Origin of the sequence: Actinocrispum wychmicini (genome assembly GCF_004345645.1) — a bacterium.
Lineage (GTDB): Bacteria > Actinomycetota > Actinomycetes > Mycobacteriales > Pseudonocardiaceae > Kibdelosporangium > Kibdelosporangium wychmicini.
Genome location: NZ_SLWS01000002.1, coordinates 1,036,489 through 1,062,888 on the forward strand (window position 1 = coordinate 1,036,489; position 26,400 = coordinate 1,062,888).

At 68.1% G+C, this 26,400-nt stretch carries 23 protein-coding genes; 10 read left to right on the plus strand and 13 right to left on the minus strand.

Annotated elements, in window-relative coordinates; genetic code table 11:
- Positions 1-102: 102 nt before the first annotated feature.
- Positions 103-1,482 (plus strand): class II 3-deoxy-7-phosphoheptulonate synthase, encoded by a 1,380-nt coding sequence (locus EV192_RS13055; protein ID WP_132115355.1) that lies wholly within the window; start codon positions 103-105, stop codon positions 1,480-1,482.
- Here EV192_RS13055 and EV192_RS13060 read toward each other — a convergent pair.
- From EV192_RS13060 to EV192_RS13075, 4 genes are read right to left on the minus strand one after another with little or no spacing between them, the layout of a single operon-like run.
- Complete coding sequence (locus EV192_RS13060; protein ID WP_132114739.1) at positions 1,479-2,213, minus strand: alpha/beta hydrolase family protein; 735 nt, start codon at positions 2,211-2,213, stop codon at positions 1,479-1,481. The genes EV192_RS13055 and EV192_RS13060 overlap by 4 nt on opposite strands.
- A gap of 39 nt (positions 2,214-2,252) precedes the next feature.
- Positions 2,253-4,034: a RiPP maturation radical SAM C-methyltransferase gene (locus EV192_RS13065; RefSeq protein WP_132114741.1), complete on the minus strand. Its 1,782-nt coding sequence runs from the start codon at positions 4,032-4,034 to the stop codon at positions 2,253-2,255.
- Positions 4,035-4,047: 13 nt separating this feature from the next.
- Complete coding sequence (locus EV192_RS13070; RefSeq protein WP_132114743.1) at positions 4,048-4,302, minus strand: hypothetical protein; 255 nt, start codon at positions 4,300-4,302, stop codon at positions 4,048-4,050.
- Between the two features lie 15 nt (positions 4,303-4,317).
- Positions 4,318-7,092, minus strand: a complete 2,775-nt coding sequence (locus EV192_RS13075; protein ID WP_132114745.1) for an AfsR/SARP family transcriptional regulator — start codon at positions 7,090-7,092, stop codon at positions 4,318-4,320.
- Positions 7,093-7,233: 141 nt separating this feature from the next.
- Between EV192_RS13075 and EV192_RS13080 the strand changes: the two genes are divergently transcribed.
- A complete protein-coding gene (locus tag EV192_RS13080; RefSeq protein ID WP_132114747.1) occupies positions 7,234-7,809 on the plus strand; it encodes an RNA polymerase sigma factor in 576 nt (191 codons plus the stop codon).
- Here EV192_RS13080 and EV192_RS13085 read toward each other — a convergent pair.
- The gene (locus EV192_RS13085; protein WP_132114749.1) at positions 7,806-8,489 is read right to left on the minus strand and encodes a hypothetical protein; all 684 of its coding nucleotides are present in this window, start codon (positions 8,487-8,489) and stop codon (positions 7,806-7,808) included. The two genes, EV192_RS13080 and EV192_RS13085, sit on opposite strands and share 4 nt — an antisense overlap.
- A 108-nt stretch (positions 8,490-8,597) precedes the next feature.
- Between EV192_RS13085 and EV192_RS13090 the strand changes: the two genes are divergently transcribed.
- The gene (locus EV192_RS13090) at positions 8,598-9,182 is read left to right on the plus strand and encodes a glycoside hydrolase domain-containing protein (RefSeq protein ID WP_132114751.1); all 585 of its coding nucleotides are present in this window, start codon (positions 8,598-8,600) and stop codon (positions 9,180-9,182) included.
- Between the two features lie 68 nt (positions 9,183-9,250).
- Here EV192_RS13090 and EV192_RS13095 read toward each other — a convergent pair whose 3' ends face one another.
- The gene (locus EV192_RS13095; protein ID WP_165960359.1) at positions 9,251-12,703 is read right to left on the minus strand and encodes a tetratricopeptide repeat protein; all 3,453 of its coding nucleotides are present in this window, start codon (positions 12,701-12,703) and stop codon (positions 9,251-9,253) included.
- A gap of 155 nt (positions 12,704-12,858) precedes the next feature.
- Positions 12,859-13,302 (minus strand): ester cyclase, encoded by a 444-nt coding sequence (locus tag EV192_RS13100; RefSeq protein WP_132114755.1) that lies wholly within the window; start codon positions 13,300-13,302, stop codon positions 12,859-12,861.
- 97 nt (positions 13,303-13,399) lie between these two features.
- On the opposite strand from EV192_RS13100, the gene EV192_RS13105 reads away from it, so the two are divergent.
- The gene (locus EV192_RS13105) at positions 13,400-13,915 is read left to right on the plus strand and encodes a flavin reductase family protein (protein ID WP_132114757.1); all 516 of its coding nucleotides are present in this window, start codon (positions 13,400-13,402) and stop codon (positions 13,913-13,915) included.
- Here EV192_RS13105 and EV192_RS13110 read toward each other — a convergent pair.
- Positions 13,812-14,528 (minus strand): Crp/Fnr family transcriptional regulator, encoded by a 717-nt coding sequence (locus EV192_RS13110; RefSeq protein ID WP_243726835.1) that lies wholly within the window; start codon positions 14,526-14,528, stop codon positions 13,812-13,814. The two genes, EV192_RS13105 and EV192_RS13110, sit on opposite strands and share 104 nt — an antisense overlap.
- A gap of 181 nt (positions 14,529-14,709) precedes the next feature.
- Here EV192_RS13110 and EV192_RS13115 point away from each other — a divergent pair, with 181 nt between their 5' ends.
- Genes EV192_RS13115 through EV192_RS13140 form a run of 6 tightly spaced genes read left to right on the plus strand, consistent with a single transcriptional unit; the run spans position 14,710 to position 19,591 of the window.
- Positions 14,710-15,777, plus strand: coding sequence for an LLM class flavin-dependent oxidoreductase (locus EV192_RS13115; RefSeq protein WP_165960360.1), 1,068 nt, complete (start codon positions 14,710-14,712; stop codon positions 15,775-15,777).
- A 2-nt stretch (positions 15,778-15,779) separates the two neighbouring features.
- Positions 15,780-16,262: a DoxX family protein gene (locus EV192_RS13120; RefSeq protein WP_132114763.1), complete on the plus strand. Its 483-nt coding sequence runs from the start codon at positions 15,780-15,782 to the stop codon at positions 16,260-16,262.
- A complete protein-coding gene (locus EV192_RS13125; RefSeq protein ID WP_132114765.1) occupies positions 16,259-17,089 on the plus strand; it encodes an ABC transporter permease in 831 nt (276 codons plus the stop codon). Before EV192_RS13120 ends, EV192_RS13125 begins: the two co-directional genes overlap by 4 nt.
- Positions 17,086-17,841: an ABC transporter permease gene (locus tag EV192_RS13130; RefSeq protein ID WP_132114767.1), complete on the plus strand. Its 756-nt coding sequence runs from the start codon at positions 17,086-17,088 to the stop codon at positions 17,839-17,841. The genes EV192_RS13125 and EV192_RS13130 overlap by 4 nt, the downstream gene beginning before the upstream one ends.
- A gap of 22 nt (positions 17,842-17,863) precedes the next feature.
- A complete protein-coding gene (locus EV192_RS13135) occupies positions 17,864-18,631 on the plus strand; it encodes an ABC transporter ATP-binding protein (RefSeq protein ID WP_132114769.1) in 768 nt (255 codons plus the stop codon).
- Positions 18,632-18,646: 15 nt separating this feature from the next.
- Positions 18,647-19,591, plus strand: coding sequence for an ABC transporter substrate-binding protein (locus EV192_RS13140; RefSeq protein WP_132114771.1), 945 nt, complete (start codon positions 18,647-18,649; stop codon positions 19,589-19,591).
- A 3-nt stretch (positions 19,592-19,594) separates the two neighbouring features.
- On the opposite strand, the gene EV192_RS13145 is transcribed toward EV192_RS13140, so the two are convergent.
- Genes EV192_RS13145 through EV192_RS13165 form a run of 5 tightly spaced genes read right to left on the minus strand, consistent with a single transcriptional unit; the run spans position 19,595 to position 26,400 of the window.
- Positions 19,595-20,347 carry a Crp/Fnr family transcriptional regulator gene (locus EV192_RS13145; protein WP_132114773.1) on the minus strand — a complete coding sequence of 251 codons (753 nt, stop codon included), beginning with the start codon at positions 20,345-20,347 and terminating at the stop codon, positions 19,595-19,597.
- Complete coding sequence (locus EV192_RS13150) at positions 20,347-21,540, minus strand: 2-oxo acid dehydrogenase subunit E2 (protein WP_132114775.1); 1,194 nt, start codon at positions 21,538-21,540, stop codon at positions 20,347-20,349. The genes EV192_RS13145 and EV192_RS13150 overlap by 1 nt, the downstream gene beginning before the upstream one ends.
- 6 nt (positions 21,541-21,546) lie before the next feature.
- Positions 21,547-23,706, minus strand: a complete 2,160-nt coding sequence (locus tag EV192_RS13155) for an alpha-ketoacid dehydrogenase subunit alpha/beta (protein WP_132114777.1) — start codon at positions 23,704-23,706, stop codon at positions 21,547-21,549.
- An 11-nt stretch (positions 23,707-23,717) separates the two neighbouring features.
- Entirely contained in the window at positions 23,718-25,154 is a 1,437-nt protein-coding gene (locus EV192_RS13160) for an NAD-dependent succinate-semialdehyde dehydrogenase (RefSeq protein WP_207926006.1), read from the minus strand.
- Between the two features lie 13 nt (positions 25,155-25,167).
- Positions 25,168-26,400, minus strand: coding sequence for a M24 family metallopeptidase (locus tag EV192_RS13165; protein WP_132114779.1), 1,233 nt, complete (start codon positions 26,398-26,400; stop codon positions 25,168-25,170).

The following is a 26,400-nucleotide window of genomic DNA, read 5'->3' on the forward strand; positions in this document are numbered from 1 at the left end:
CGCATCCGGCGCGCGCCGAAATACGGCGTCGTTCCCGGACGTCGACCGATGAATCAGGTAGCTATGAAAAGCATCGCTCAGACCGGCGATTCACTCGACGCGATGGTGCCGCCGCCGGCCGACCCGGCCCCCGGCGCGGTGTCACTGCCACCAGTTCTGCGAAGAAGCCTCCGGGAGACGCTCGCCCGACCAGCCGAACAGCAGCCGACCTGGCCCGACCCGGAGCGGACCGCCTTGGTACGGCGGCAGTTGGAGTGCGCCCCACCGATCACCGTGCCCGCCGAGGTCGACGTGTTGCGCCGGCAGCTGGCCGAAGTCGCCCACGGCCGCGCGTTCGTGGTGCAGGGCGGTGACTGCGCGGAGACGTTCGCCGACAACACCGAACCGCACGTCCGGTCCACTGTGCGGACGTTGTTGCAGATGGCGGTCGTTCTCACGTATGGCGCCAGCCTCCCGGTGGTGAAGGTGGGCCGGATCGCCGGCCAGTACGCCAAACCGCGTTCGTCACCCACGGACTCGCTCGGCCTGCCGTCGTACCGGGGCGACATCGTGAACTCGCTCGACCCCACGCCGGAAGCCCGCATCCCGGACCCGACGCGGATGATCCGGGCGTACGCCAACGCGAGCGCCACGATGAACCTGGTGCGGGCGTTGACGTCGTCTGGCATGGCGGACCTGCACGAGGTGCACAACTGGAACAAGGACTTCGTACGCGACTCCCCCGCCGGGGAACGCTACGAGGCGGTGGCCGCGGAAATCGACCGCGGGCTGCGGTTCATGTCCGCGTGCGGGATGGACGACGTGAGCATCGGCGAGACCACCATCTTCGCCAGCCACGAAGCCCTGCTGCTGGACTACGAACGGTCGATGCTGCGGCTGGACACCCGCCACGGGCCACGTTTATATGACCTGTCCGCGCACTTCCTTTGGATCGGCGAACGGACCCGGCGACTGGACGGCGCGCACATCGCGCTGGCCGAGATGGTGGCCAACCCGATCGGCGTGAAGATCGGCCCCACCACCACCGCCGATCAGGCCGTGGAGTACGTGGAACGGCTGGACCCGCACGGGGTTCCCGGCCGGCTGACGTTGATCTCCCGGATGGGCAGCGACCGCGTGCGGGACGTGCTGCCCGGGATCGTCGAGAAGGTGACCGCCGCGGGACATCAGGTGATCTGGCAGTGCGATCCCATGCACGGCAACACAGTCACGTCGTCCACCGGCTACAAGACCCGGCACTTCGACCACATCGTGGACGAGGTGCGGGGCTTCTTCGAGGTGCACAGAAGTCTGGGCACGCACCCCGGCGGCATCCACGTGGAGCTGACCGGCGAAGACGTCACCGAATGCCTCGGCGGTGCCCAGGACATCGGCGACGCGGACCTCGCGGGACGGTACGAGACCGCCTGCGACCCACGGCTGAACACCCAGCAGTCGCTTGAGCTGGCCTTCCTGGTGGCCGGGATGTTCCACTCGAGTTAGCCGAGTACCTGGCGGATCGCGTCCCGAACCGCCGGCCACGCCACCGATCCCGGCTTGACGACGTCGACATGGGTCGCTTCCGGCACCACCACCAGCGCGCACCCGGCCGTCGCCTGGTACCGGCGGGAGATCTCCGCCGGCACCATCTCGTCCTCTGCGCCGTGCACCACGACAACAGGAACCTTGGGCGCGCCAAGGGCAACCGGGTCGACAGCGGCATACCGGTCCGGCACCTCATCCGGCCCGCCACCCAACAGATCCGCGACAGCGGCCTCACCCAACACAAGCCGGTGCGACTCAGCCAGATCGGCGACCGGCGCCAACGCCACCACCCCGGCGACCCGCGCGCCGGGGCGGTGCGCGGCCCACAATCCCAGCTGCCCACCAGCCGAATGCCCGACATACGCCGCGTTGTCGTAGTCGACGCGGCCCGGACTCCGCTCCTCGATCAAGTCCGTCAGCTGGTCCAGCGCGGACGCCACATCGTCGAACGTCTCCGGCCATCCCCCGCCGTCGCCGGTCCGCCGATACTCCACATTGGCCACCGCGTACCCGTCCGCGACGAGCGCGTCCGTCATCTTGACCAGGTACTGGCGGTCGTACTGAGCCCGCCAAAACCCGCCGTGCAACAGGATCACGAACGGCGCTTTGCCGTTCCCGCCAGGAGGCAGCGCGACGTCGGCGACATGGTCCCGGCCAGAGCCATAGCTCACAGAGAAGCGGTCGTCCACACAGCAACCATACTACGAAGCGCACGAACGAAAACCCCACTACCGGCCCGGAGTTCTCGGCAGCGCCAGGGAGAGTGCGAGGTCGCCGTCGAGGAACATCAGGCCGCGGTCGGCGAACTGGTGGAACGCTTCCTGGACGGCTTCGACCGGGTGGCGTAGTTGGAGTTTGCCGTGCACCGCGCGGGCGGTGGTGGGGCGGTCGACGCAGGCGAGGTAGATGTCGGCGAGGGTGTCGCGGAAGGTGTATGTGCCGGTTCGTTCTGGGTGGCGGGCGTCGTAGATCTCCAGGTAGCCCGGTGAGGTTCGGTAGGTGAGGCTGGGTGGTGTGGCGCCCTGCCAGGCGTGCGCCCACTCGTCGACAGCCTTGGCCAACGTGGCGTAGACGCTGTCGGGCAGGGCGTTGTCCGGGGAGTGGTCGTAGAAGTACGCGACCCTGGATATGTCTACTGTGGACGGATAGATCATCCGGTAGCTGCGGTCGGGGTGTCGGGGGCCAAGGGGGAACTTGTCCGGTTGGCTGAACATCGGGCTGAAGCGTTCCAGCCACACCCGGTCGGCGCCGGCCGGCGGCTGCAGGTGCACGAGGTGGGGCACGGCCGCGGCCTGGGCTGTGTAGTCGTACTCGGTCTCGCCGGGGAAGCCCCAGAGGATGTTCCAGCTGACGCCGATTCCGTAGTATCTGGCCCACCGCAACAGGTTGACGTTCTGGGCCGCTCGCACACCCTTGTCCATCAGGCGAAGGACGTGCGAGCTGAGCGACTCGATCCCCGGCTGTACCTGGACGACGCCGCCGCGCGCCAGGGTTCGCACCTGTGCTCTGGTCAGATTCGCTTTGAGTTCGTAGAAGAACTGGTAGTCGTGGTGTTCCGTGGCGATCACCGGGAACACCTCGGTGAGGTACCTGACGTCGAGGATGTTGTCCACGGCCTCGAACCGGAAGGTGCGGTACCGTCGGGACTGGGTGGCGAACTCCGCGAGCACGCGGGACGGTGACTTGGCGCGGAACCGCATGGTCGAGCCGTTGAGCCCGCAGAACGTGCAGTGGTGCTTGGCGCCCCACCAGCATCCGCGCGCCGACTCGAACGGCAACCAGACGTCGTTGGTCGGCAACCCCAACTCGGCCGCGCGCGAGAAGTACTCGTCGTAGTCCGGCGGCGGCAGATCGTCGAGCCCGTCGCGTGGTTGCGCCGGGGGTGTACCGCCGTCCCGGCTGTAAACACCGGGAATCAATGTAGGGTCCGTTCCCGCCTCGATCGCCTCCAGCAACGCCGGAAACGCCGTGTCCCCCTCACCGATGACGGCGTAGTCGACGCAGTCGATGGACCGGACCAGTTCGAGGCCCATCTCACCGTCGAAGTTCGCGCCGCCGAACACGGTCACCAAGTCCGGGTACCGTTCCTTCAGCCGACGCGCCAACGCGAAGGACGCCACGTTCTGCTGGAACGACGAGCTGAACCCGACGACCCGGAACTCGTGCCACGGGAACCCTTCGACAAGCTCGTCCAGGTACGCGGGCACGTCCTGCTCCCGGATCCGCAGCAGATCCTCGTCGTCGGTCAGCCGCTCTTCGGGGGCGTCCTGCCCGAACGCCGCCACTGCGAACAACCAGTCGCCCAGCAGCGGGCGTGGTTGGTCGGCGATGGCCGCGTACCGATCCATGCCGATCCTGCGCACGAAGTCCAGGTTCGCGTGCACTGTCCGGATCGGAAAGCCGCGCGCCTCACCGATCGCCTTCAACAGTCCAAGTTGGATGGACGGGCGGTCGGCCTGCCGGAACGGCATCGACACCAACGCGGTCTGCCACATGGCCCGTCCATCCATCCTGGAACCGTTGTCACCTGATGATCATCAACGCGGACGGCCGAGGGGACGCGGCGAACTCGACCGCGTCAACCGGACCGGCCGTGAAACTCTCCCCGAACTCACCCACGAAGGAGAAGTCGTCCGGCGGTTCGACGACCTGCACGACCGAGCGGGCCGCGTTGAGGAACGCCCACAACAGTTTTCTCTGGGAGATGTCCAGCGCTTCCCCGTGGTCGAGTGTGGCCATGAGACGGGAGATCTCCGCCCGTGCTATGTCGTCAGCCATGGTGGTGCCTTTCGGTTACGGTGTGATGGTCGCCAGCTTGGCCCGTAGCTGTTCGGCGTCCGGACTGCCCAGCTGGTCGTAGATGTCAAGCGCACCCTGCCACGCTTGCCGGGCCGCGGCGAGGTCGCCCATGACCTGGTGGGTCTCACCGAGGGACGTGAGCGCGATCGCCTCGCCGCGGCGGTAGCTGTTCTCACGGAACAGGTTCACGGCGGTCTGGTAGCACCGGACCGCTTGCTGGTGCCGACCGAGATGCTCGTGCGAGTAGCCGAGGCTGTGCCAGGTCTGGGCCGCGTTGATCTGGTCGCCGAGTTCCGTTTGCAGCGTAAGGGCTTCCTCGCAGTAGTCGATGGCCTTGCCGTGGTCGCCCCGCAGGGCATGGAACCAGCCGACCGCGTTCAGGCACTTGGCCTGCCCGGCCCGGTGTCCGGCCGCCCGGAACAGCTCCAACGCTCGCTCGGCGTGCGTCGACGCCTGGGCGATGCGGTTCTGTCGTTCCAGCATCCACGACCGGTAATGCTCCACATAGGCCTGACCGATCAGGTCTGCCGCGTCGCGGTACAGGTCGAAGGCGGCGTCGAAACCTTCGGCAGCCTCGTCATACCGGTCGAGCCAGACCGCGATGCAGCCCAGATAGCAGTGCGCGAACGCCTGTCTGACCGGGTCGCCCAGTCGTTGGGCGGCGGCCAAGGCAACTGCGAGAGCAGTGCTCTCGTCGCGGAACCGGCCCTGGTGGAACAGAAAACGCCGGGCCAGCCACACGACTTCCCAGACCTCGGCGTCGAACTCAGGCCCCTGATGGACGACGCCGAGCAGCACCGCACGCTCGGCGGCGAACCACGCCTCCGCCTGAGCGCGGTCGGCGACCTGCTCTGGGGTGACATCCTGCGGTAGCTCCACGAGCGGCGGTGGTTCTTCGCGGCGGGGATCCAGCAGCCGGTCCGCGTTGTTGGCGCTGTGGATGTAGTGGGCGAGGACGCGTCGAACCGCCGCGGTCCGGTCCGCCGCGTACTCGATCAGGTCGGCTTCCTCCGCCGCGTAGGCGCGAAGCAGGTCGTGGCAGGTGAACCGGCCCGGCGCGGACTCCGCGATCAGGTGGGCACGCGCCAGTTCCGCGACCAGCCGGCGGGCTCTGGCGACCGGCAGGCCGGCCAGGCTCGCGGCGGCCTGGGTGCTGATGTCCGGGCCGGCGTGCAGGCCGAGCAGCCGGAACAGCCGCGCGGCGTCGTCGGTCAACTGGAGATACGACCACGAGAACACCGCGCGTGGGTCGGTGGCCGGGTCCGCGCTGGAGAACTCGTCCAGGCTGCCACGGGCCGCGCTGAGCTGCCCGGCCAACGCCGTCAGCGTGAAGTGCGGATGGGTGGCGGCGCGGGCGGCGACCACGGCCAGGGCCAGCGGCAGCCGGGCGCACGTGGCCACGATGTCGTCCACGGCGGCGGATTCGGTCGTCACCCGGTTCGCGCCGACGCGGGCGGCGAGCAAAGCCCGTGACCCGGCGGAGTCGAGCAGGTCCAGGGGCAACGGGTGGGCGCCGGCGGCGACCAGACCGGTGAGCAGGTCGCGGCTGGTCACCAGCACGAGGCAGCCGGGCGCGCCGGGCAGCAGCGGCCGGACCTGCTCGGCGTCGCGGGCGTTGTCCAGCACGATCAGGACCCGCCGGTCGGCGAGCACGCTCCGCCAGAGCCCGACCTGGGCGTCGAAACCGGCCGGAACACGTTGGTGCGGCACGTCGAAACTGTCGAGCAGGCCGCGGACCGCCTCGGCCGGGGTCACCGGCGAGCCGGCGGGGTCGAAGCCGCGCAGGTTCAAATACAGTTGGCCGTCAGGGAACTCGCGGCGGACGCGGTGTGCCCAATGCACGACCAACGCGGTCTTGCCGACCCCGGCGGTCCCGGAGACCGTGACGATCCGGACCGTCCGCGGGCCATCCCGCAGAACGCCGTCGAGCCGGCCCAGTTCGTTCGCCCGGCCGACGAATCCCGGAACGTCCGGCGGCAGCTGCGCCGGAGTCGAGAGTGGACTGTCCTTTGCGGACTTGACCGGAGGCTCTCCGCGCAGGATCGTGGCGTGCAGGGCGCGCAGTTCAGGGCCGGGGTCCGCGCCGAGTTCGTCGGCGAGGCGACGGCGGACCACGGCGAACCGGTCAAGGGCCTCGGCGTCGCGGCCGGCCGCGTGCAGCGCCTTGATCACCAGCACTTCCAGCTGTTCGGCCAACGGATACTCGTCGACCAGGTCGGGAACAGTGGTGATGACGGCGTCGAACCGGCCGGTCCGCAGCTCGATCTCGCCCCACAGCTCGACCGCTTCCAGCCGGCGCCGGTGCCAGCTGTCCCGGACCTGGTCGCCCCAGTCGCCCTTTATTCCGGCGAGCGGCGGGCCCCGCCACAGCCGTAATGCCTCGGACAACGCGGCAGCGCGTTCGTCGTCTTCGACTCGCGCGTCTTTGCCGCGCTCGACGAGTGCCGTGAACCGGTGCATATCTATTCGGTCCGGATTGATTTCCAGAACGTATCCGGCGCTTCTGCGGTCAATGCCCGCTGTCATACCAGTGGCTTGGGCGGCGTTGTTCAGCAGTTGACGAATCCGGCTCAGATGCGAGTAGAGAACGTTCCGTGCCTCGACCGGCGGCGCGTCGTTCCACACCCGGTCGACCAGCGTCTCGATCGGCACCGGCCGGCCGGCGTCGACCGCCAGAGCAGCCAGAACAGCCTGCTGTCTCGGGGTACCGAGGTCGAGATGGCGACCACCGGCCGCCAGCTGGACCTCCCCGAGCAGTCGGAACTCCATGCAGCGGGCTCCACCTGTTCGCCATGCCCTGAATGCCGGACTTGTCGAGCCTGCCCCCTCCGCAAGGTCGCCGCAAGGTCGCCGAGCAGGACGTGGCGAAATCGTGAAACAAGACGATTGTTCTCGAACAGGGGGGCGACAATGCGAAACGAACCATCGACCACCGCTCTGCTGACCCGGGCCGCGCAAGGCGCGGAATCGGCGTGGCAGGAGATCTTCCGACGCTATACCCCATTCGTGGTGGGCGTGTGCCGGCGTTATCGGATTTACGGCGCGGACGCCGAGGACGTGTGCGGCACTGTGTGGTTGCAGCTGGTGACCAACGTGAACGCCATTCGCGACCCGCAGGCACTGCCGGGCTGGCTGGCGACCACCGCCGGCCGCGAGTGCCTGGCGCTGTTGCGGGACAAGCGCCGCCAGGTGCCCAGCCAGTCCGACGTGGTCGACCGGGTCGAGCCCGCGGTGGACGTGTCCCTGCTCGTCGACGAGCGGCGGGACGCCGTGCGCCGGGCCTTCGACCGGCTGCCGGACCGCGACCGGGTGCTGCTGTCGATGCTGTTCGCCGACCCGCCGAGGTCCTACGCGGACATCAGCTCGCAACTGGGCATGCCGATCGGCGCGATCGGGCCGACCCGGCAGCGCTGCCTGGCCCGGGTGCGGCGCAGCGCCGCGATCGCGGCGCTGCTCGCTGACGACGACCATCGCAGGTCCGCCTAGGCTTTCGGGACAGCTCGGGCGATCGCGTCGCACATCCAGTTCGACGTGCCGAACCGGAGGACGACCACCTTGCCGTTGTCCCTGACCGCGTCGCCGCACGGGTCGAGCTGGTACCCGGTCGGCGCCGCGGTCGCCGTCGGGGTGGCCGTCCGGGTCTGTTGCCTGCCGAACAGGTAGCAGGCCACGGCCCTCGCGGCGTTCCTCGGATCCTTGTTGACCGCGATGACGACGCCGACGGACGACACGTGGTCGCTGTGCCGGTAGATCCCGATGGCCAGTTCGTCCTCCTGGTACAGGCACCGCAACCCGTCGGCCGCGTTGACGTAGTAGCCGGCCAGTTTCTTCAAACCGCGCGCGAAGTCCTTGGCCACCGACCTCGCGTTCGGCTCGGCGCCCTCGCCCACGTCCGGCATGAGGTCGTCGGCCTCGCCGATCAGGTCGCTGAACGGCAGGCAGGGGTTCTTCTCGCCCAGGATCGTGGCCTCGTGCGGCCTGCCCCGGTCGAACGCCGGCAGCCAGTGCCCCGTCTTCCCGGTCGCCCGCGAGCAGCCACTCGACGACGTGGGCACCTTGCCGGTGGGATCGGGCAGGCTGCCCACAGCGTCGTCACAGCCAGCGAGCACGACGGCCAGCAGCAGGGCCGGCACGGCCCGTCGAACAACTCTCCATCTCGGTCGCATGACTGGAGGACGACGTACCGGCCGGGTTGATACAGCGCGAATCCGCGGTATCACCGGCGCCGCCGCCCGCTCTCACGGACGCACACCACTCGACTGTGAGGTCCACCCATGTCCACCGAACGCCCGCAGTACCCAGGCAACGACGTCATGAGCGGCCTGATCCGGACCACGAACCTGATCTGGACCGAGTTCTACCTCGCGCCGGCTCCGTCCCTAGACGACGACAGCTGGATGTCGCACCTCGCCGACCTGCGCGGCATGGGGTGGGGCATCGCGCCGCTGTTCGTCGGCCAGCAGCATCCCAGCATCGCCGAGGCGTCCCATGCCCGAACCGCCGAGCAGGGCAGGCAGGACGCGCTGCTGGCCGTCCGGCTCGCCGACCAGGCCGGGTTCAACGAGGCGGATCTGCCTGGGGCGCCGGTGATCTACCTCGACGTCGAGGTGCCCGGCGCCCTGCCCAGACCGGACCGTACGTACGTGAACGCGTGGTGTGCGACCGTCCGACTGGACCAGACGGTATACCTCCCAGGGGTACGTTGCGTCGACCCGGCGGCGGCCGCGCAACTGCGCACCGACGACGCCGACCTGACCTGCTGGGTATCGGATCCCACCCGCGAGCCCAACCAGTGCGAAGTGCCGGACCCGTCCCACCCCGAGCGCAAGTTCGACACCGCCACCAAAGCCTGGCTCTGATGACCACGAAGATCTCGCTCACAGCCGGGTACGCAGTGGTGATGGCCTTCGTGGCGGTCCTCGGCGTCCTAGGCCGCTGTCAGATCGGCGAGTATCTGTTTGGCTGCCGCCAGGCTGGGGCCGTAGCGGGCTGAATCGGCTTCGTTGAGTCGGGTGAAGATGTCCACCGCTTCTCTGGCCAGCGGGATCGCGTCCGGCCGTCGGCCGCTGTCCTTCAGGTAGCCGGTGGTCGGCCACAGCAGCCATTGGCCGAGGGCCGCGGCATAGGTCTGGTTCGCCTGGGGAAGTTGCCTGGCGACGGCGATCGCGTCGAGGGCCTTCGCGATTCCCTGTCCGTGGTCGCCCTTGGCCCAGTAGTACGTGGCGAGCTGGTTGAGGACCCACGCCTTCATATGCAGGTGTTGCGGGTCCTGGCCGAGCCGCTGATAGACCCCGACCGCTTCCTCACCCAACGCGATGGCCTCGTCGACGCGGCCCTGCTGGGTCAGGAAGTTGGCCGTCGCCACGAGATACTGGCCCAGGCTCACGGCGTAGCTCTGATCGTCGGCAGCGAGCTGACGCAGGACCGTGACCGCGTCAAGCGCTCTCGCCGTGCCCTGGTCGTGGTCGCCCTTGGCCCAGAACTGCTGCGCGAGATACATGTGCGCGTTGACCAACCCCCAACGGTACTGGCTGTTGGCCGGATCGCCGTGGACGAGCGCCTGATAGAGCCCGCGCCCTTCGTCAAGCAACGCGATCGCCTCGTCGCGGCGGCCGATCTCGCCGAGGTATCCGCTGACCACGAACGTGAGCCAGCCCGCCAACGTCGGCTGGAACGAGGAGTCGCCTTGGGCGATCTCCCGTCCCATCGCGACCGCTTCGAGGGCACGTTCGACCGCTTCGGTCCGGGCGCCTTGACCCCACAACCGTTGTGCTTCCGCCATCAGCGCCCGTGCCTGATCGTAGCCGCACTGACCCCAGCCGGTCGATATGGTGGCACCTCCGGCGTTCCATCCGAAGCCCTTGGCACAGCCGCCGTTGAGGCGATGGACACTGTCCATATTGTCCAGATGCCACCGCAACGCCCGGTTCAGGAAACTGTCCTCGGCGAGGACGTAGCGTTGATGGTCACCCGGGTGGGTGTAGGCAGTGAGGCCATCCGCGCTATCCACAAAGGACTGGTGCCCGCTCGCGTCGTCCGTGCCGTAGTGCGCGGCGGCCATTGTCGCCACTACCAGGCCGTCCGTGGTGTACATGGTGATCCAGGCATGACCGACGGCGTTGGTGGCGGTGTAGAAGTAGTCGCCGTCCGGCGCGACCGCGGAGAGACCGGACCCACCGTTCTCCGGGGCGCACAAGCGCGGTATACCGGTGTCCGCCGCCGCACGGCCGCATCGCGGGACGATCCTGATGGGCTCGCCCGACGGCGAGTCACGCCGCTCCACCGTACTGCCGCCCATCCAGAACAATGTGCCGTTCGGCTGTGGCCCCGACTTGGTCCACCCGGTGCGGTAGATGTCACCCTTGGTCCTGTCGTCCTTGGTCTCGTCGATCTTGGTGTTGATCGGGAAGAACTGCTCAGGACCGGTGTCCGGGGCGATGGTGGGCCCTGCGCCGACAGCGGCGGGCAGGTCGTACTTCGGATCGTCGCCGGCGAAGCCGGTCACTGGCACCTTGAGCGTGTACGGGCCCAGGGGTTTCCCGTCGGACGTCTTCCCGCCGAGCACGGTGAACCAGATGCTGCCGTCCGCGTCGACCCAGGCGCCCGGGGCCAAACTCGGGATGCCCCTGCCGTCCGAATCGGTCATCGTCAGTTCGTCATCGGTGATGACACCATCGACATGCTTGTTGTCGAATCCGGAGAACCACCGCCAGATCAACTGGTCGCCGACGAGCCGCACGTCCTGGCCGACCGTCGTGGACAGCCGCATGGTGTGGCCGGTCTCCGAGTACTCGTAGACCGAGACCTCCATTTTTCGCGGGGCGCTGCCGGTGCCGAAGAAGTACATATAGGTCCGCCCGTTGGACAGCGTGCGCCGCTGGCTCGTCCGCCCCGCGTCGATGACGTTCGCCGGACCGTTGGGTCGCCAGTTGGCCCGCGGCTGCCAGGCCCGGCCGGCATCGGGCCCCACCGGCACAACGGTGTAGTCGAACGCGCCGCTGGCCACGATGTTCGGATCCATGGCCAGATTCACCTGCGGGAAGGGGGTGAACTGGGCCTGCCGCGTCAGCGGTTTACGCACTTCGCCGTTCTCGTTGTAGGTCATGACCCTGGAGTTCATGAGATCGGCCACCACCATGTCGCCGTTCGGCAACACGGCCAGACTCGCCAAAGCGCCCTGCTGGTACGGCGTGTTGGGGAAGGGCAGGTCCTTCACGTTTCGACACCCGGCGGCGGCCATGTACTGCTGGTCCGGCCAGCGGAGCCTGTCGTCCGCGATCGGACCGGGTGTGGCGGCGCCGAAGAACTCCCCGTCCTGCGCCGGTCCGTCGGCGGTCAGCTTGTAGCGGTGTACCTTGCCGGTGCCCGCGTCCCCGACATACAGTTCGCCGTGACGGCCGCCCACAGCGACCGCGTATGGGTTGGTCAGGCTCGTGACCTTCGCGACCTCGTTGCCATCCTTGTCGAACTTGACCACGTCACCGCCGGTGGCCACCCACAGCGCGCCTGGGGTGGCGGGGTCGACCGCGATCCCCTTGGGTGCGGCCACCGGTATCGAGCCCACCAGCTCCCCAGTGTCCTTCTTGTACTTCCGCACCTGCCCGTCGTTGTGTTCGCTCGAGTACAGGTATTCACCGTCCACAGCGAGTCCGTACACCGACGCCGGTCGACTCGCGTTCGCCAGGATGTACCCCCTCGCGTCCACACCCGGCCCAGTCCACTTCGTCCAGTCCTGGACTTTGCTGTACGCGTCTTCCATCTTGGCCACTTCGTACCGCATCAGCATGGTCTGGCCGCACTTGAAATGGTCCGAGTTTCCGTCGCCGAGTGGAACTTCGTCGCCGTCCACGGCCACGTAGACGAAGTCGTTGTCGGCCGCGACTGCCATGTCACCACCGGCGCGAGCCATGCCCCAGACCCGCTTGCCGTCACCGGTCCACTTGCGGAGTTCGCCGTGGAACTCCTCCCAGTCGGACGACTCGTACACGTTTCCCGCCGGATCGGCGGCCACCGCACCGACTCCGGTGGAGAACACCCCTTTGCCGGATGAGGGTGAACTGCCCTGGGCGATCGAATCGTCTTCAACGGCGGCGACGTTGCTCGTCAACGCCTTCCACGTGTAGTTGCCTTCCGCAACGGTGTGCCAGTAGTCATCGGTACCGTCCCAGCGCAACTGCACGACCTCGGCCTCGTCCGGGTTGGTCTTCCGCATCCCCTCGATCAGCGTTCGGACCGGCTGTCTGCCGACGGCGTCATAGATCGTGACGCTCAACTGCTGTTTGTCGCGCGGAATGGTGACCGTGCCGATCACATTTCCGGTGGGATCACCGCCCACGGACGCACTGGCCGGTGCGACGCACAGCGACAACGCGACCGCCACGGTTGCCAGCGTCGCGATGCCGCTTCGAAAACGGTGTCTGACCTGCGTCCGCAGCCTCATCAAGCGCCCCCCGGGGTAGAAGTTCACTACCATTGTTGTGGTAAGGGGGCGGACTTTTCAAGGTCAAATGGTGCACAGATCCGGACGAGTTGCCACTACCGTGCCGCAGTGTCAGGGTGTAGCGGGGCGAGGGTGTCGGTGGTGACAGGCAGGCCGAGTTGGCGTAACAGTGTCAGTTCGTCGCCGAAGAACCACGCTTCGGCGACCAGACCGTCCTGGATCCGCCAGATCCCCATCTCGGTGACCTCCAGTGATCGGCCGGTGGCCGGGATTCCGAACAGTGTCCCGGTGTGGTGGCCGCGCAGTGTCCAGACCGCCCATACGCGATCGTCCTTCGCGATGATGTCCTCGACGGTGTCCACGCGGTCGCTGACGGACTGTCCATTGTAGCCGTTCGGCACGAGGTCGTTGAGGAAGGCGAAGCCGCGTCGGTGGTGACGAAGGTTCGGGTGCATGAACCGGCCACGTTCCGCGTGCGGCGCCGCACGCAAGGCAAGCACCAACGCCATGTTCGACTCTTCCTGGGCGGTGTAGGACATAACGCCATGGAACGGCGGCGCCAGCCCACGGTCAATGTCCTGTGCTGTTCTGCACACGCGCTAGGCGGGTCGGTTTCGGCCGGCACAGACTTGCCAGATGACCAACGGCGTGGATCCGGCGCGATTCCGGTCGATCGCAGGCTCGCTGCCGACCGGTGTCACCGTCCTGACCACACTCGACGACCACGGCGACCCGATGGGCATGACGTTGGGTGCCGTGTGCGGGCTGTCCTGCGAGCCACCCTTGCTGTTAACGTGCGTTAACAGTGGATCACGCACGTTGGCCGCGATCCGCCGCAACGGAACGTTCTGTGTCAACGTGCTCGACGCGGACGCGGCCTGGCTGTCGGCCCGCTTCGCGGGCGACGCCGACGACCGGTTCGCGGGAGTGGAGTGGACGCCCGGTGCTGGTGGGCTTCCCGTGTTGACGGGCAACATCGTCGCGTACGCCGCGTGCGAGAAGTACCGCACGGTCAGCGGAGGTGATCACATGATCGTCATCGGTCTCATCATCGCCGGCGATCACGATCCGCAAGCGGCACCGTTGCTGTACCACCGCAGGCGTTATGCGGGCTTCCCTGGGCTTTACGACGCAGCCGATCCAGGTCGGTGATCACCAGTCCACGGGACTCCAGCCGGACCGTTCCCCGAAGGGACAAGTCGGCCAGCGCGCGGTTCACGCTCTCCCGGGACGCTCCGATGTAGTGGGCCAACTCGCCTTGTGTGAGGCCATGTTCGACGCGAACGCCGCCCGGGATCCGGGTGCCGAAGCGCCCGGCCAGTTCCAGCACCGCCCTGGCGACCCGCCGGGGGACGTCCGCGAAGAGCAGGTTCTCCACGGCGTCGTTGGTGCGGCGCATTCGCCGGGCGAAGAAACGGAGCAGGTGCCAGGCCGCGTCAGGGTCGGTCGTCAGCCAGCGCCGCATCGCCTCGGCGGTGAGCACCACCAGTTCCGCCTCGGTCACCGCTTTCGCTGTCGCCTTGCGTGGCGTGGGATCGAACAGGGTCAGCTCGCCGAGCAGGTCACCGGGGCCGAGCAGGGACAGCATGTTCTCCTTGCCCGCGTCCGCCGGCCGCCCGACGCGCACTCTGCCACGCACCACGAGGAACGCCGAGTCGCCGATCTCGCCCTGTCGGAAGACCACTTCGCCGCGTGCGAGCCGGATCGGTCGCCCGGACGCCACGAGTTCCCGCGCGGCCTCTTTCGGTAGCCCGGCGATATGCACAGTCAACCGCCTCCTTGCGGTCGTTTCGGCCATCGTGCGGCATCCGGGCCACTGGGGGCGGCACCTGTTACCGACTCCACAGCGGCCTTGATCTCCGCGCGTGGCGGACCACACACTTTGCCAGCAATTGCGATCGTGTTTCCGTCACATGTCGTGCTCTGCCCGAGGAGTTGTCCCCCGGATGCGATTCTCCATCTACCTGAACGCCCAGACGCGCGGTCCGCACGAGGACGTGCCCATTGTGGAAACGCTGACCCGCCAGGCACTGGAGGCGACCAGCGCCGGTTTCCACGGCATCGCGCTCACCGAACACCATTTCTCCGGGTACAACACCTACGGGGACAATTTCATGTTCGCCGCGCACCTCGCCGGCCAGGCGCCGCGGGGCACGAAGTTCTCCCTCGCGGTCGCGGTGCCGCCACTGCACAACCCGATGCGGCTGGCGCAGAAATGCAACCTGCTCGACGTTCTTACCCGCGGTGAGCTGATCGTCGGCTTCGCCGCGGGCGGTTCACCGGTCGAGTACGCCGGCATGGGCCGCGACCCCGGCGAACGGCACGCCGAGATGTTCCACAACCTGGAAATCCTCGAAGCCGCACTGGCGAAAACCCCCGAGGACCCGCCTTTGAAATGGCACACCACCTTCGAGGAAGGCGTGTTGCACACCCGGATCATGCCCGCCGGTTTCCACCGCGCGCACCCGCCTTTCGCCCGCGCGACCCAAAGCGACTCCGGTGCCGAATGGACAGGACGCCGAGCCTGGTACCTGTTCACCGCTCGAGAGAAGCCCGCGGCGATCGCCGACCGTTGGCGCGTGTACGAACAGTCCCTCCGGGACTCCGGCGCCGACGAGGCCACCGTGGCGGATCGTCTCGAGTGGAGCATGGTGCAGAAGCAGGTGTACCTCGCCGAGACCACCGAACAGGCCGAGCGGGACATCCGTGACCGGCTGACGCTCATGGCCGAGCACCAGCGCCGCAGCTTCGGCGTGGTCTCCGGACTGCGGGACGCCAAGCATATGCGCAGCGTCGTCGGCGTTTCACCGCAGAACCCCGAAGAATTCCTGGACCACGCGATGATCATCGGCGATCCGGAGACCGTACGGGACCGGATCCGCGAGTACGAGGCCGCCGGCGTTCAGCACATGGCGTTCCTGTTCAACTACGGCTTCATGTCCGCCGAAACGGCCGACCGGTCATTGCGGTTGTTCATCGACGAGGTGCTGCCTTCGTTCGCCGAACGGACCTGACGATGGACGCCGGGTTACTGGTCATCCGGATCGTGGTCGGCCTCGTCATGGCGTATCACGGCACGGAGAAACTGTTCGGCTGGTGGGGCGGTGAGGGAATCGCCGGCGCCGCGGACTTCTTCGGCCGTCAGGGCTACCGTCCGCCCCGGCTGATGGCGGCGGTCGCCGGGCTCACCGAGACAGCCGGCGGCCTGTCCCTGGCCACCGGTTTCCTCACCCCGCTGGGCGTCGCCGCGCTGGTCGGCACGTTCGTCAACATCCTGGTGCTGCACCTGCCCAACGGCCTGGCCCGACGCAAGAACGGCTTCGAGTACGAGCTCGTGCTGCTCGCCGCCACGTGCGGGACAGGGCTGGCCGGTCCGGGCTCGTTCGCGCTGGACAGGTTGCTGGGCCTCGATTTCGCCCCTGTGTGGGGAATCGCGGCGGTCGGTGTCGGCGTGCTGTCCGGGCTCGGTGTCACCGCGACCCGGAAGGCGGTCACATGAGCGCGCTCGCCACCACGCGGCGAGGCGCGGCGAGGCGAGTGGGCGAACAGGCCGCAGCGAACGCGTTCACGTCGGTGCGTCGGGGTGTGGTCGGCGCTGTGGTGCTGACTTTAGTGTTCGAGGGCTTCGCCCGGCTGGAGCTGATCGACCCGCAGTTGCTGCCGCCCGCCACGGTGATCCTGCCGAAGGCGCTCACTCTGCTCGTTGACCCCGCGTTCCTCACCGAGGTGTGGGCCACGTTGTCGGCCCTGCTCCTCGGCATGCTGATCGCGGCCGTGATCGCCGTGCCGCTGGGCATCGTTCTCGGCTCGTACCGTCCGGTGGCCACCGCGTTCACCCCGGTCATCGACGCGCTCCGCTCGGTGCCCGGGATCGCGATCATCCCGTTGATCGTGCTCGTCCTTGGCCAGGGCCTGGAAATGAAGATCACCATCGTGGTCTTCGTGACGCTGTGGCCGCTGCTGTTCAACACCATGTACGGCGTCCAGGGTGTCGACCGGGTCGCGGTGGAGACCGCACGGAGCTTCCACGTGCCGACGCTGATGATGTGGCGCCGGGTGGTGCTGCCCAGTGCGCTGCCGTTGATGTTGACCGGGATACGGCTGGCGTTGTCCACCGGGCTGACGGTCGCGATCGCCGCCGAGATCGCCGTGGGGACGAGCGACGGCATCGGCTACTTCATCCTGCGTGCCAGCTATGCGGGATTCAACGCGGACACGGTGTTCGCCGCCGTTGTGCTGGCTGGGTTGCTCGGCTACCTGCTGAACGTGCTCACCACGGCGGCGTCCGCACGCTTGGTCGCCTGGGACCGCCGAGGTGCGTCGTGAACTGGCTGCTTCGCCTCGGGCCGGTAGTCGTCTTGGTGGCGCTATGGCAGTTAGCGACCGTTAACTCCGCCTCGCCGTTCTTTCCACCGCCCGTGGACATCGCCGAGCGGGCATGGCAGCTGTGGTTCAGTACACCGTTTCTCACCGAGAACTTCTGGGCCGACGTGGTGCCGAGCATGCTGCGAGCGCTTGCCGGCTGGTTCGCTGGCGCGGTCGTCGGTGTCGGTATCGGCCTCGCGGCCGGACAGTGGTCCCGCGCGGCCGGATATCTCGACCCGCCGGTGAACTTCCTGCGTTCGCTGCCGAAGCCCGCGATCGTGCCGGTGTTCCTGATCGTGTTCGGCGCCAGTGACGTCATGCGCGTCGGGCTCATCGCCTTCGGATGCGTCTGGCCGGTGCTGCTGAACACCATGCAGGGCGTGCGGTCGGTCGACCCGACGTACCGTGAGGCGGCGCGGGCGTTCCACCTGCCTGTACGGACGCAGTTCCTGCGGGTCATCGTTCCGGCCGCGATGCCGAAGATCGTGGCGGGCATGCGGGTGACGTTGTCGCTGTCGCTGATCCTCATGGTGCTTTCGGAGTGGCTGCTCGCGGAGCACGGGCTCGGCTACTTCCTGATCACTTCCCAGCGAACGTTCCTGGTGCTCGACATGTGGGCCGCCGTCGTCATGCTCGGCGTCACCGGATACCTGCTCAACGTGCTCTTCCTCGCGGTCGAGAAGCGCGTTCTCGCCTGGCACCGCGACAACTGACCCCGGACCGGGAGGAAAGACCATGAGCGCGTTGGAGGTCCACGACCTCACGAAGACGTACGGCTCACACACCGCGTTGCAGGACGTCTCGTTCGCGGTCGGGGAAGGCGAACTGCTGTCCATTGTGGGCCCGTCCGGCTGCGGGAAGACCACACTGCTCAAGTGCGTCGCCGGTTTGATCCGGCCGACCTCGGGAACAGTGCGCGTGCTGGGTTCCGAGGTGCGTCGCGTTCCCGACGGACTGGCCGTGGTGTTCCAGGACTACAGCAGGTCGTTGTACCCGTGGATGCGGGTCGGCCGTAACGTCGAACTTCCGTTGCGGGCCATGGGGTTGAGCCGCGACGAACGCCGGGAGCGGGTCAGCGGGTCGCTGGCCGCCGTCGGGCTCGCCGACAAGGCCGACCGCTACCCGTGGCAGCTGTCCGGCGGCATGCAGCAGCGGGTCGCCATCGCACGGGCGTTGGCGTTCCGGCCGAAGGTGCTGCTGATGGACGAGCCCTTCGCGTCGGTGGACGCGCAGACCCGGTCCGGCCTGGAGGACCTGACCAGGCGGGTGCACCGGGACTTCGGCATGACGATCCTGTTCGTCACGCACGACATCGACGAGTCCGTGTACCTGGCCGACCGGGTCGTGGTGCTGCGCCGCTCGCCCGGCGGCGTCCTCACCGAGCTGACCGTGGACCTGCCGGCGGAACGGGACCAGATCAGCACCAAGTCGATGCCGGGCTTCGTCGACCAGCGCAGCCTCGTCGCCAAGCACATCCAGGCCGCCGCCATGGCCGACTGTTGACAAAGGAGAAACCACATGTCCGGCAGAGTTGCCGCCATCGGCGCGGTTCTACTTGCCCTCACCACCGCGTGCGGCACTGCCGCACCCGCGAACGACGGTATGACCATCACCGTCAGCAACCCGGCCAACGTCAGCAACGTGCCGCTGCACATCGCGATGGACGAGGGCTACTTCGCGGCGGAGGGGCTGACCGTCAAGGCCGACGTCGACCTGGGGTCCGGCAGCACGATCGAGGCGGTGGTCGGCGGCCAGGTGGACATGGCCTGGGCCAACGTGGTGAACGTGATCGACGTACACGGCAAGGGCCTCGGCGTGCGGCTCGTCGCGGTCACCGACACCGCGGTCGAAGGCGCCCAGCAGGTCCTCGTGCCGAAGACGTCCACCGCGAAGGACATCACCGACCTGGCCGGCAAGAAAGTCGCGGTGCTCTCCCCGACCACGGTGTGCGTGCTGGGCATCCGCGCCGCACTGAAGGCGAAGGGGCTGCCGGTGAACGCGATCACGGCCGTGCCGGTCGCGCCGCCGGAGCACGCCAACGTGCTCGCCGGCGGTGAGGTCGCCGGGACGTGCACCAGCGACCCGTTCCGCACCCAGATGATCGACAAGCTCGGCGCCCGGCCGGTGTTCGACCCGTCCTTCGGTGAACTGGCGAACTACCTGGTCGGCGGGTACGTGGTGGCGGACAAGTTCGCCAAGCAGCACCCGGCCGCGCTCGCCGCGTTCCAGCGGGCCCTGCTCAAGGCGACCGAGCGGGCCAACGCCCGCCCGGACATCGTCCGGACCGCGTTGCCGAAGTTCACCACGATCAACCAGGACATCGCGAACCGGGCGGTGATCAACAAGTACGTGGAGGCGAAGGACGCGGCACTGATCAAGACCCAACTGCAGCGAACCGCCGACGCGATGCTCACCTACGGCATGGTGGCCAAGCCCGTCGACACCTCCGGCCTGCTGCTCTGAATGTCAGCCCCGCGCCACCCGTGACCTGGGTGGCGCGGTCACTGACGGTCGTCTCGCCGCGGTCTCCGGGCGGTAGCGGGCCCGCTGGGTGAGCGCGGGCGCGTTGATGACGACGAACTCGTCGCATTCCCGCCGGATCCAGCCGCGGCGGGCGAACTCCATGAGCACCTGGTTGACCCGCTCGCGGGAGGCCCGGACGTGATGGGCCAGCTCGTCCTGGCTGAGGTCAAGGGTGAGCCGCAGCCCGTCCGGGGTGCGCCAGCCGAACCTGCTGCCCTGTTCGACCAGGGCCCGCGCGACCCTGGTGGCCACGTCACTGGCGGCCGACGCGTCCTCAAGCCGGTCGTTCACCAGCCGGATCCGTTCGGCGAGCAGGCACATCATCCGGAACGACGCCGACGGGTGCCGGGCGAGCCACCCGAGCATCGCCCTCGTCGACACCCAACAGGCCGCGGTGTCCCGGACCGCGGTGGCCGTGGCCTGCCGCGCGCCGCCGTCGAACACCGCGAGTTCACCGAGCAGGTCACCCGGTCCGGCCATGTTCAGGACGACGTCCTTGCCGTCCGGACCGGGCCTGGTCATCTTCACCTTGCCCGACAGCAGCACGAAGACACCGCCACCCTTGTCGCCTTCGGCGAACAGCGCCTCACCCCGGGCGAACGCACGATCCGCCGCCAGGTCAAGGAACTCCGCCACCACCTCCGGCGACAACCCCGCCAACAGCGGGGTTGCTCGTAGCCCGTTCGACGTGGCCATCAGGCCAGGAGCCGCAACGGGCTCTCCACGACACTCACGAAAGCGGCCATCCACCTCGCCGCTACAGCCCCGTCGACGGGCCGGTGGTCCACAGTGAGTGTGCACCGGGCTACTGTCGCGATCGTAAGCTTTTCCTTGTGCACCACGGGTTCGCGCTTTCCGGCGCCGACCGCGAGGATGGCGGCCTGCGGCGGGTTGATGACCGCGGAGAACTCCTCGATCCCGAACATCCCCAAGTTGCTGACGGTCAACGTGCCGCCAGTCAACTCGTCCTGCCTGAGCCGCCCGGCCCTGGCCCGTTCGACAAGGTCCTTTGTGGCCAACGCGACATCCGTGATCGACCGGCCCGCCACCCCGGTGACCACCGGCGTGACCAACCCGGTCTCGGTGGCGACGGCCACCGAGATGTCCACAGAGGAGTATGACCTGATCGCCTCGGGTGTCCAGATCACGTTCATCTCCGGGACGAGCGTGTGGGCACAGGCAGCGGCCTTGACCACAAGGTCGTTGACGGAGATACGGATCGGACTGTCCCGGTTGAGCTTCTCGCGGAGGCGCAACAGCTTGTCGACGCGGACGGTGGCGCGCAGAAAGTAACGCGGCGGCACCGCACTGAGCCGGGAAGCGATGGCCTTGCGCATCCGGGAATGCGGGATCTCGATGTAAGGAGATGTTGGCTCCGCGACCGCGGGTGAGGCGACCGCCGACTCAACCGGTGGTGCGAGCAGTGGCTCGACTCGTGCCGGTTCGGGGGCCGGGGTGACCTGGGCGATGGCGGCTTCCACGTCTCGCCGCACGATTCGTCCGCCTGGCCCGGTGCCGGCGAGCTCCGCCACCACCAGCCCGGCTTCCTTGGCCAGCCGGCGGGCCAGTGGACTGGCGAAGACCCGTTGAGCCTCAACGGAAGCCACGCCGAGTTCGGCCAGCAACGCCGTCAGGTCGCCGACCGCCTCACCCGGCGCGCCCAGCACGGCGATCGGGCCGCCGATCTCGACTGTGGCACCGGCGTCCACGAGTCTCTTGAGGATCGTTCCGGCTTCGTCCGCTTCCACTTCCACGGCCGCTTTGTCCGTCTCGACCGCGGCGATGACGTCCCTGGCGGCGAACGGGGTGTGGTCGGGTACCAGCCATTCCTGGAGCACCGCCGTGGCGGCGTCCGCGGAGACTCCTGGCATCCGGAGCAGCTTCGCCATGGTTCGCTACCTTGTCATCTCGGTGAGCTTGGCGGTGACCTCGTCGACGCCGGCGATGGCCGCGCGTTCGAGCACTTTGCTGATGGTCGGCGACGACTCGCGGCCGGTGACCCGCTGCACTGGTTGGTCGAGCCAGTCGAAGAACCGCCGCTGGATCTCGTCGGCGAGCCAGCCGCCGTACGACGTTCCCAGCGCGCCTTGTTCCGCGATCAGCACGTTGTTCGTCTTGCGGATACTGGTGCCGATGGTGTCCCAGTCGATGCTCGCCCGGTCCAGCCACCGCAGGTCGATCACCTCGGCGTCCACGTCGCCGACCGCTTGCAGCACAAGGTCGACCATCGCGAGGTACGAGATGACCGTGACGGCCGACCCGGTCCGCCGCACCGCCGCCTTACCCACTGGCAGGCAGTAGTCCAGGTTGTCCACCGGGCCTTCGCCGCGGGAGGTGTACAGGTCGACGTGTTCCAGCACCACGACCGGGTCCTGACAACGCAGCGCGCTGTTCATCAGGCCGACGTAGTCGAACGGGGTGCTCGGCGCGACGATCCGCCAGCCAGGCGCGGTCGCGAAGATCCCGGCCGGGTCCATCGAGTGCTGCGAACCGTATCCGGTGCCCATCGCGACCTTGCTGCGCAGCACGAACGGCACCGCCCCGGTGCCGCCGAACATGTGCCGTGCCTTGCCGATCTGGTTGAACAACTGGTCGGCGGCGACCCACATGAAGTCCGCGTACATGAACTCGACGACCGGCTTGTAGCGGCCGTCGAGCGCGATCCCGCCGCCCAGGCCGGCGAACGCGTTCTCGCTGATCGGGGTGCCCAGCACGCGGTCGGGGAACCGGTCCTTCAGGCCCCGTGTGGCGCCGTTTGTCCCGCCCTTCAACCGATGTACGTCCTCGCCCATCACCACGACGGTCTCATCAGTTTCCATCCGGCGCGCCATCACCCCGGCGACCGCGTCGATGAACGTCTGCTCCGCGAGCTCTCCCGGGTACGTGTCGCGGTCGACAAAGGACTCCCCGGCGAACTCGCTCAGATCGCCGCGCACGCCAACGTCCGCAAAGGACGGATCCGGCCACAACGAGGGCTTGATCCGGCGCTTTCCGTCCGGCACGTCCTCCAGCAGTTCGTCACCGACCAGAGCCATGGTCCGCGCGGCCCGCTGCACGGCGGCGTCGATCTCGGGCCGGGTCAGCACACCCCGGCGGACCAGGTGTTCCGCCAGCTGGTCGATCGGATCCCGTTGCCGCCAGTGCTTTTCCTCGTCCTTCGAACGGTAGCCGAAGGCGCTGCCCGCGAAGCCACCGTTCTGGTGGAAGTAACGGTACGTGTCCGCCTCGACGATCGTCGGCCCGCCGCCGTTTCGCATGTGCGCCACGGCTTCCCGCATGGCCAGGTACACCGCGACGCAGTCCATGCCGTCGACCCGCCAGCTCCGGATGTTGAACCCAAGCCCGCGAGCCGACAGTCGCGGCTCGCCCGTCGCCTCCGCCACGTGCGTGGACACCGCGTACTGGTTGTTCTCGATGAAGAAACAGACCGGCAGCCGCCACGCCGACGCCAGGTTGAATGTCTCCAATGTGGACCCGATGTTCACCGCGCCGTCGCCGAAGTACGTCACGGATACCCTGTCGGTGCCCGCCTGCTTGTGCGCCCACGCGAACCCGGCGGCCTGGGGGACGCCACCGCCGACGATGGCGTTCGTTCCCATCGCGCCCGCCGCTTTCCACTGCAGGTGCATGGAACCGCCCCGGCCGTGGCTGAACCCGAGGTCGAGCCCGCAGATCTCGGCCAACGTGCGGAGCAGCAGGTGCCGGATCTCGTCGGACGGCTCCTCGGTCGGGTCCAGGCCCTTGGGCGCGAGATGGGCCAGCGTCTTGGCCAGGAACTGGTGGTGACCGCGGTGCGAACCGTTGATCACGTCACCGTCGGCGAGGGCGAGCACCGAACCGACCGCGGCGCCCTCCTGCCCGATGCTGGAGTGCGCCGGGCCGTGCACCAGCCCTGCCCCGGCCAGCTCCAGGACGTACTGCTCGAACCCACGGATGAGCACCAACTGGCCGAGCATCGTCCGCAGCAGGTCGGGGGCGATCTCGTCCCAGTCCGCGTCGGTGGCGACCAGCTCGACCCAGTCCGACGCGGGCGTGAGCCGGTTGTGGTCCGTCATGAATGACCCCTTCACCACTGGACGGCGATGTACTTCGACTCGAGATAGTCGAGCATTCCCTCGTGCCCGCCCTCCCGGCCGAGCCCGCTCTGCTTCACCCCGCCGAACGGCGCCGCAGGGTCGCTGACCAGGCCGCGGTTCAGGCCGACCATGCCGGCTTCGAGCGCCTCGCTCACCCGCAGCCCCCGCGCCAGGTCACCCGTGTACACATAGGACACAAGGCCGTACTCGGTGTCGTTGGCCAGTTCGATCGCCTCACGTTCGTCGTCGAACGTCACGATCGGCGCCACCGGGCCGAAGATCTCCTCGTGCAGGATCGCCGACCCGGGCCGGACGTCACACAACACCGTGGGCTCGTAGTAGAAACCCGCCTGGCTTGGCCGCCGGCCGCCCACCAGCGCGGTGGCACCCGCGGCGACCGCCTCCCGAACCAGGCTGTCCACTTTGGACACAGTTGCCTCGTTGACCAACGGGCCGACCTCGGTGTTCTCGTCCGAACCCGGTCCCAGTCGCAGCGCGGACATCCGCTCGGCCAGCCGGCGACTGAACTCCGCCGCCACCGAAGTCTCGACGTAGAACCGGTTCGCCGCGGTGCACGCCTCCCCCGCGTTCCGCATCTTGGCGATCATCGCGCCGTCCACGGCGGCGTCCAGGTCGGCGTCCGCGAACACCAGGAACGGCGCGTTCCCGCCCAGCTCCATGGACGTGTTGATGACCTGGTCCGCGGCCTCGCCCAGGAGCACCCGGCCGACCTCGGTGCTGCCGGTGAACGACAGCTTCCGCACCCGTGGGTCGTGCAGCATCGTCGACACCACCTCACCGGACCGCCGCGCCGGCACCACGTTCACCACCCCGGCCGGGACACCCGCGTCCGCGAGCAGCCCGGCCAGGGCCAACGCGGTCAGCGGCGTGTCACTGGCGGGTTTGAGCACGACCGTGCACCCTGCGGCGAGCGCCGGACCGATCTTGCGAGTGGCCATCGCCGCCGGGAAGTTCCACGGCGTCACCAGCACACAGACACCGACCGGCTGGCGGACCACGAGAATCCGGTTCTGGCCAGAAGGCGCGGTGGTCACGACCCCGGCGGAACGGACCGCTTCCTCGGCGTACCAACGGAAGAACTCAGCGGCGTACGCCATCTCACCCCGCGCGTCCCGCAGCGACTTGCCGTTCTCCAACGTGATCAGCCGAGCGAGATCCTCCGCGCGCTCGGTCATCAACACGAAGGCCCTGCGTAACGTCTCCGCCCGCTCACGGGGTGCCGTCGCGGCCCACTGCGCGGCTGCTGCTGCGGCAGCGTCCACCGCGGCGATCGCGTCGGCGACGGTTCCGTCCGCCACCGAGGCGATCACTTTGCCGGTGGCGGGATCGAGCACGTCGAACCGGCCGCCGTCGGAGGCGGGCACGGCCTTGCCGTTGATGTAGAGGTCGGTGATCGTCCTGTCCACCGTGGTCCGCCTTTCAGTACGGGTTGGCGACAACCAATTCCTGTGCCGGGAACAACGTGAGCACCCGCGGGCCGTCCGGAGTGACGACGACCTCTTCCTCGATCCGCGCGGCCGAGAAGCCGTCGCCGGCCGGGCAGTACGTCTCCAGCGCGAACACCATCCCGGCCTTGAGCTCGATCGGCTCGGCCATGCTGTTGAGCCGCGAGATGATCGGACGCTCGTGCAGGCCGAGCCCGAGACCGTGGCCGAACTGCAGGCCGAACGCGGCCATCTCGTTCTCGAAGCCGAACTCCTGCGCCTTCGGCCAGACCGCGGCCACCTCGTCGGTGCCCACCCCCGGCCGGACCACGTCGATCGAGGCGTCCATCCATTCGCGCGCCTTGGTGTACGCGTCCCGCTGGCTCGCTGTGGCGCTGCCGACCCCGAACGTCCGGTAGTAGCAGGTGCGGTACCCGTTGAACGAGTGGATGATGTCGAAGAACGCCTGGTCGCCCGGCCGGATCAACCGATCGGAGAAGTTGTGCGGATGCGGGTTGCACCGCTCCCCCGACACCGCGTTCACCGCCTCCACCTGGTCCGACCCCATCTCGTAGAGCCGCTTGTTCACCATCGCCACGATCTCGTTCTCCCGGATACCCGGTTTCAGCGCCTCCAGCACGTCCTGGTAGACGCCGTCGACCATGGCAGCGGCCTGGGAGAGCAGCGTGATCTCGTCCGGCGACTTGATCTCGCGCGCGTCCAGCATCGCCTGCTGCGCATCCACCACACGCAACCCCTGACGCTGCAACTCGAACAGCATCGGCGGCTCGACGATGTCGACGCCGACCGGCGCGTCCGCCACCCCCGCGTCGACCAGCAGGCCCTTGATCTGTCGCACTGCCGACTCCATCAGTCCGGCCGTAGGCGCGATCGCACCGCGCAACCCGAGCATGCCCGCGTGGCAATTCTCCGGCGAAAGCCACGGCGCGTACAGCCGGTGATGTCGCGCGGCCGATCCGAAGTCCCACAGCATCGGCTCGCCGTCCCTGGTGAGCAACGCGTACCGGGTCATCTTGTCGCCGAGCGCGCCACCGATCCACGTTTGCGTGGTGTAGCGGATGTTGTAGAAGTCGAACAGCAGGAACGCGCCGCACTCGCTGGCCGCCAACGCGTCCTTCGCGCGCTTTGTCCGGTACGCGCGCAGCCGGTCGAAGTCCACGCGCTGCTCGTAGTCGACCGCCATGTGTCCAGGAGCGGCGATGGTCAT

Excerpts from the sequence above, each read along its gene's own strand:
- EV192_RS13055 (WP_132115355.1), top strand. The coding sequence starts at position 103 with ATGGTGCCGCCGCCGGCCGACCCGGCCCCCGGCGCGGTGTCACTGCCA.
- EV192_RS13065 (WP_132114741.1), bottom strand. The coding sequence starts at position 4,034 with ATGGATGGACGGGCCATGTGGCAGACCGCGTTGGTGTCGATGCCGTTC.
- EV192_RS13070 (WP_132114743.1), bottom strand. The coding sequence starts at position 4,302 with ATGGCTGACGACATAGCACGGGCGGAGATCTCCCGTCTCATGGCCACA.
- EV192_RS13075 (WP_132114745.1), bottom strand. The coding sequence starts at position 7,092 with ATGGAGTTCCGACTGCTCGGGGAGGTCCAGCTGGCGGCCGGTGGTCGC.
- EV192_RS13080 (WP_132114747.1), top strand. The coding sequence starts at position 7,234 with ATGCGAAACGAACCATCGACCACCGCTCTGCTGACCCGGGCCGCGCAA.
- EV192_RS13085 (WP_132114749.1), bottom strand. The coding sequence starts at position 8,489 with ATGCGACCGAGATGGAGAGTTGTTCGACGGGCCGTGCCGGCCCTGCTG.
- EV192_RS13090 (WP_132114751.1), top strand. The coding sequence starts at position 8,598 with ATGTCCACCGAACGCCCGCAGTACCCAGGCAACGACGTCATGAGCGGC.
- EV192_RS13100 (WP_132114755.1), bottom strand. The coding sequence starts at position 13,302 with ATGTCCTACACCGCCCAGGAAGAGTCGAACATGGCGTTGGTGCTTGCC.
- EV192_RS13105 (WP_132114757.1), top strand. The coding sequence starts at position 13,400 with ATGACCAACGGCGTGGATCCGGCGCGATTCCGGTCGATCGCAGGCTCG.
- EV192_RS13115 (WP_165960360.1), top strand. The coding sequence starts at position 14,710 with ATGCGATTCTCCATCTACCTGAACGCCCAGACGCGCGGTCCGCACGAG.
- EV192_RS13120 (WP_132114763.1), top strand. The coding sequence starts at position 15,780 with ATGGACGCCGGGTTACTGGTCATCCGGATCGTGGTCGGCCTCGTCATG.
- EV192_RS13125 (WP_132114765.1), top strand. The coding sequence starts at position 16,259 with ATGAGCGCGCTCGCCACCACGCGGCGAGGCGCGGCGAGGCGAGTGGGC.
- EV192_RS13135 (WP_132114769.1), top strand. The coding sequence starts at position 17,864 with ATGAGCGCGTTGGAGGTCCACGACCTCACGAAGACGTACGGCTCACAC.
- EV192_RS13140 (WP_132114771.1), top strand. The coding sequence starts at position 18,647 with ATGTCCGGCAGAGTTGCCGCCATCGGCGCGGTTCTACTTGCCCTCACC.
- EV192_RS13145 (WP_132114773.1), bottom strand. The coding sequence starts at position 20,347 with ATGGCCACGTCGAACGGGCTACGAGCAACCCCGCTGTTGGCGGGGTTG.
- EV192_RS13150 (WP_132114775.1), bottom strand. The coding sequence starts at position 21,540 with ATGGCGAAGCTGCTCCGGATGCCAGGAGTCTCCGCGGACGCCGCCACG.
- EV192_RS13155 (WP_132114777.1), bottom strand. The coding sequence starts at position 23,706 with ATGACGGACCACAACCGGCTCACGCCCGCGTCGGACTGGGTCGAGCTG.
- EV192_RS13165 (WP_132114779.1), bottom strand. The coding sequence starts at position 26,400 with ATGACCATCGCCGCTCCTGGACACATGGCGGTCGACTACGAGCAGCGC.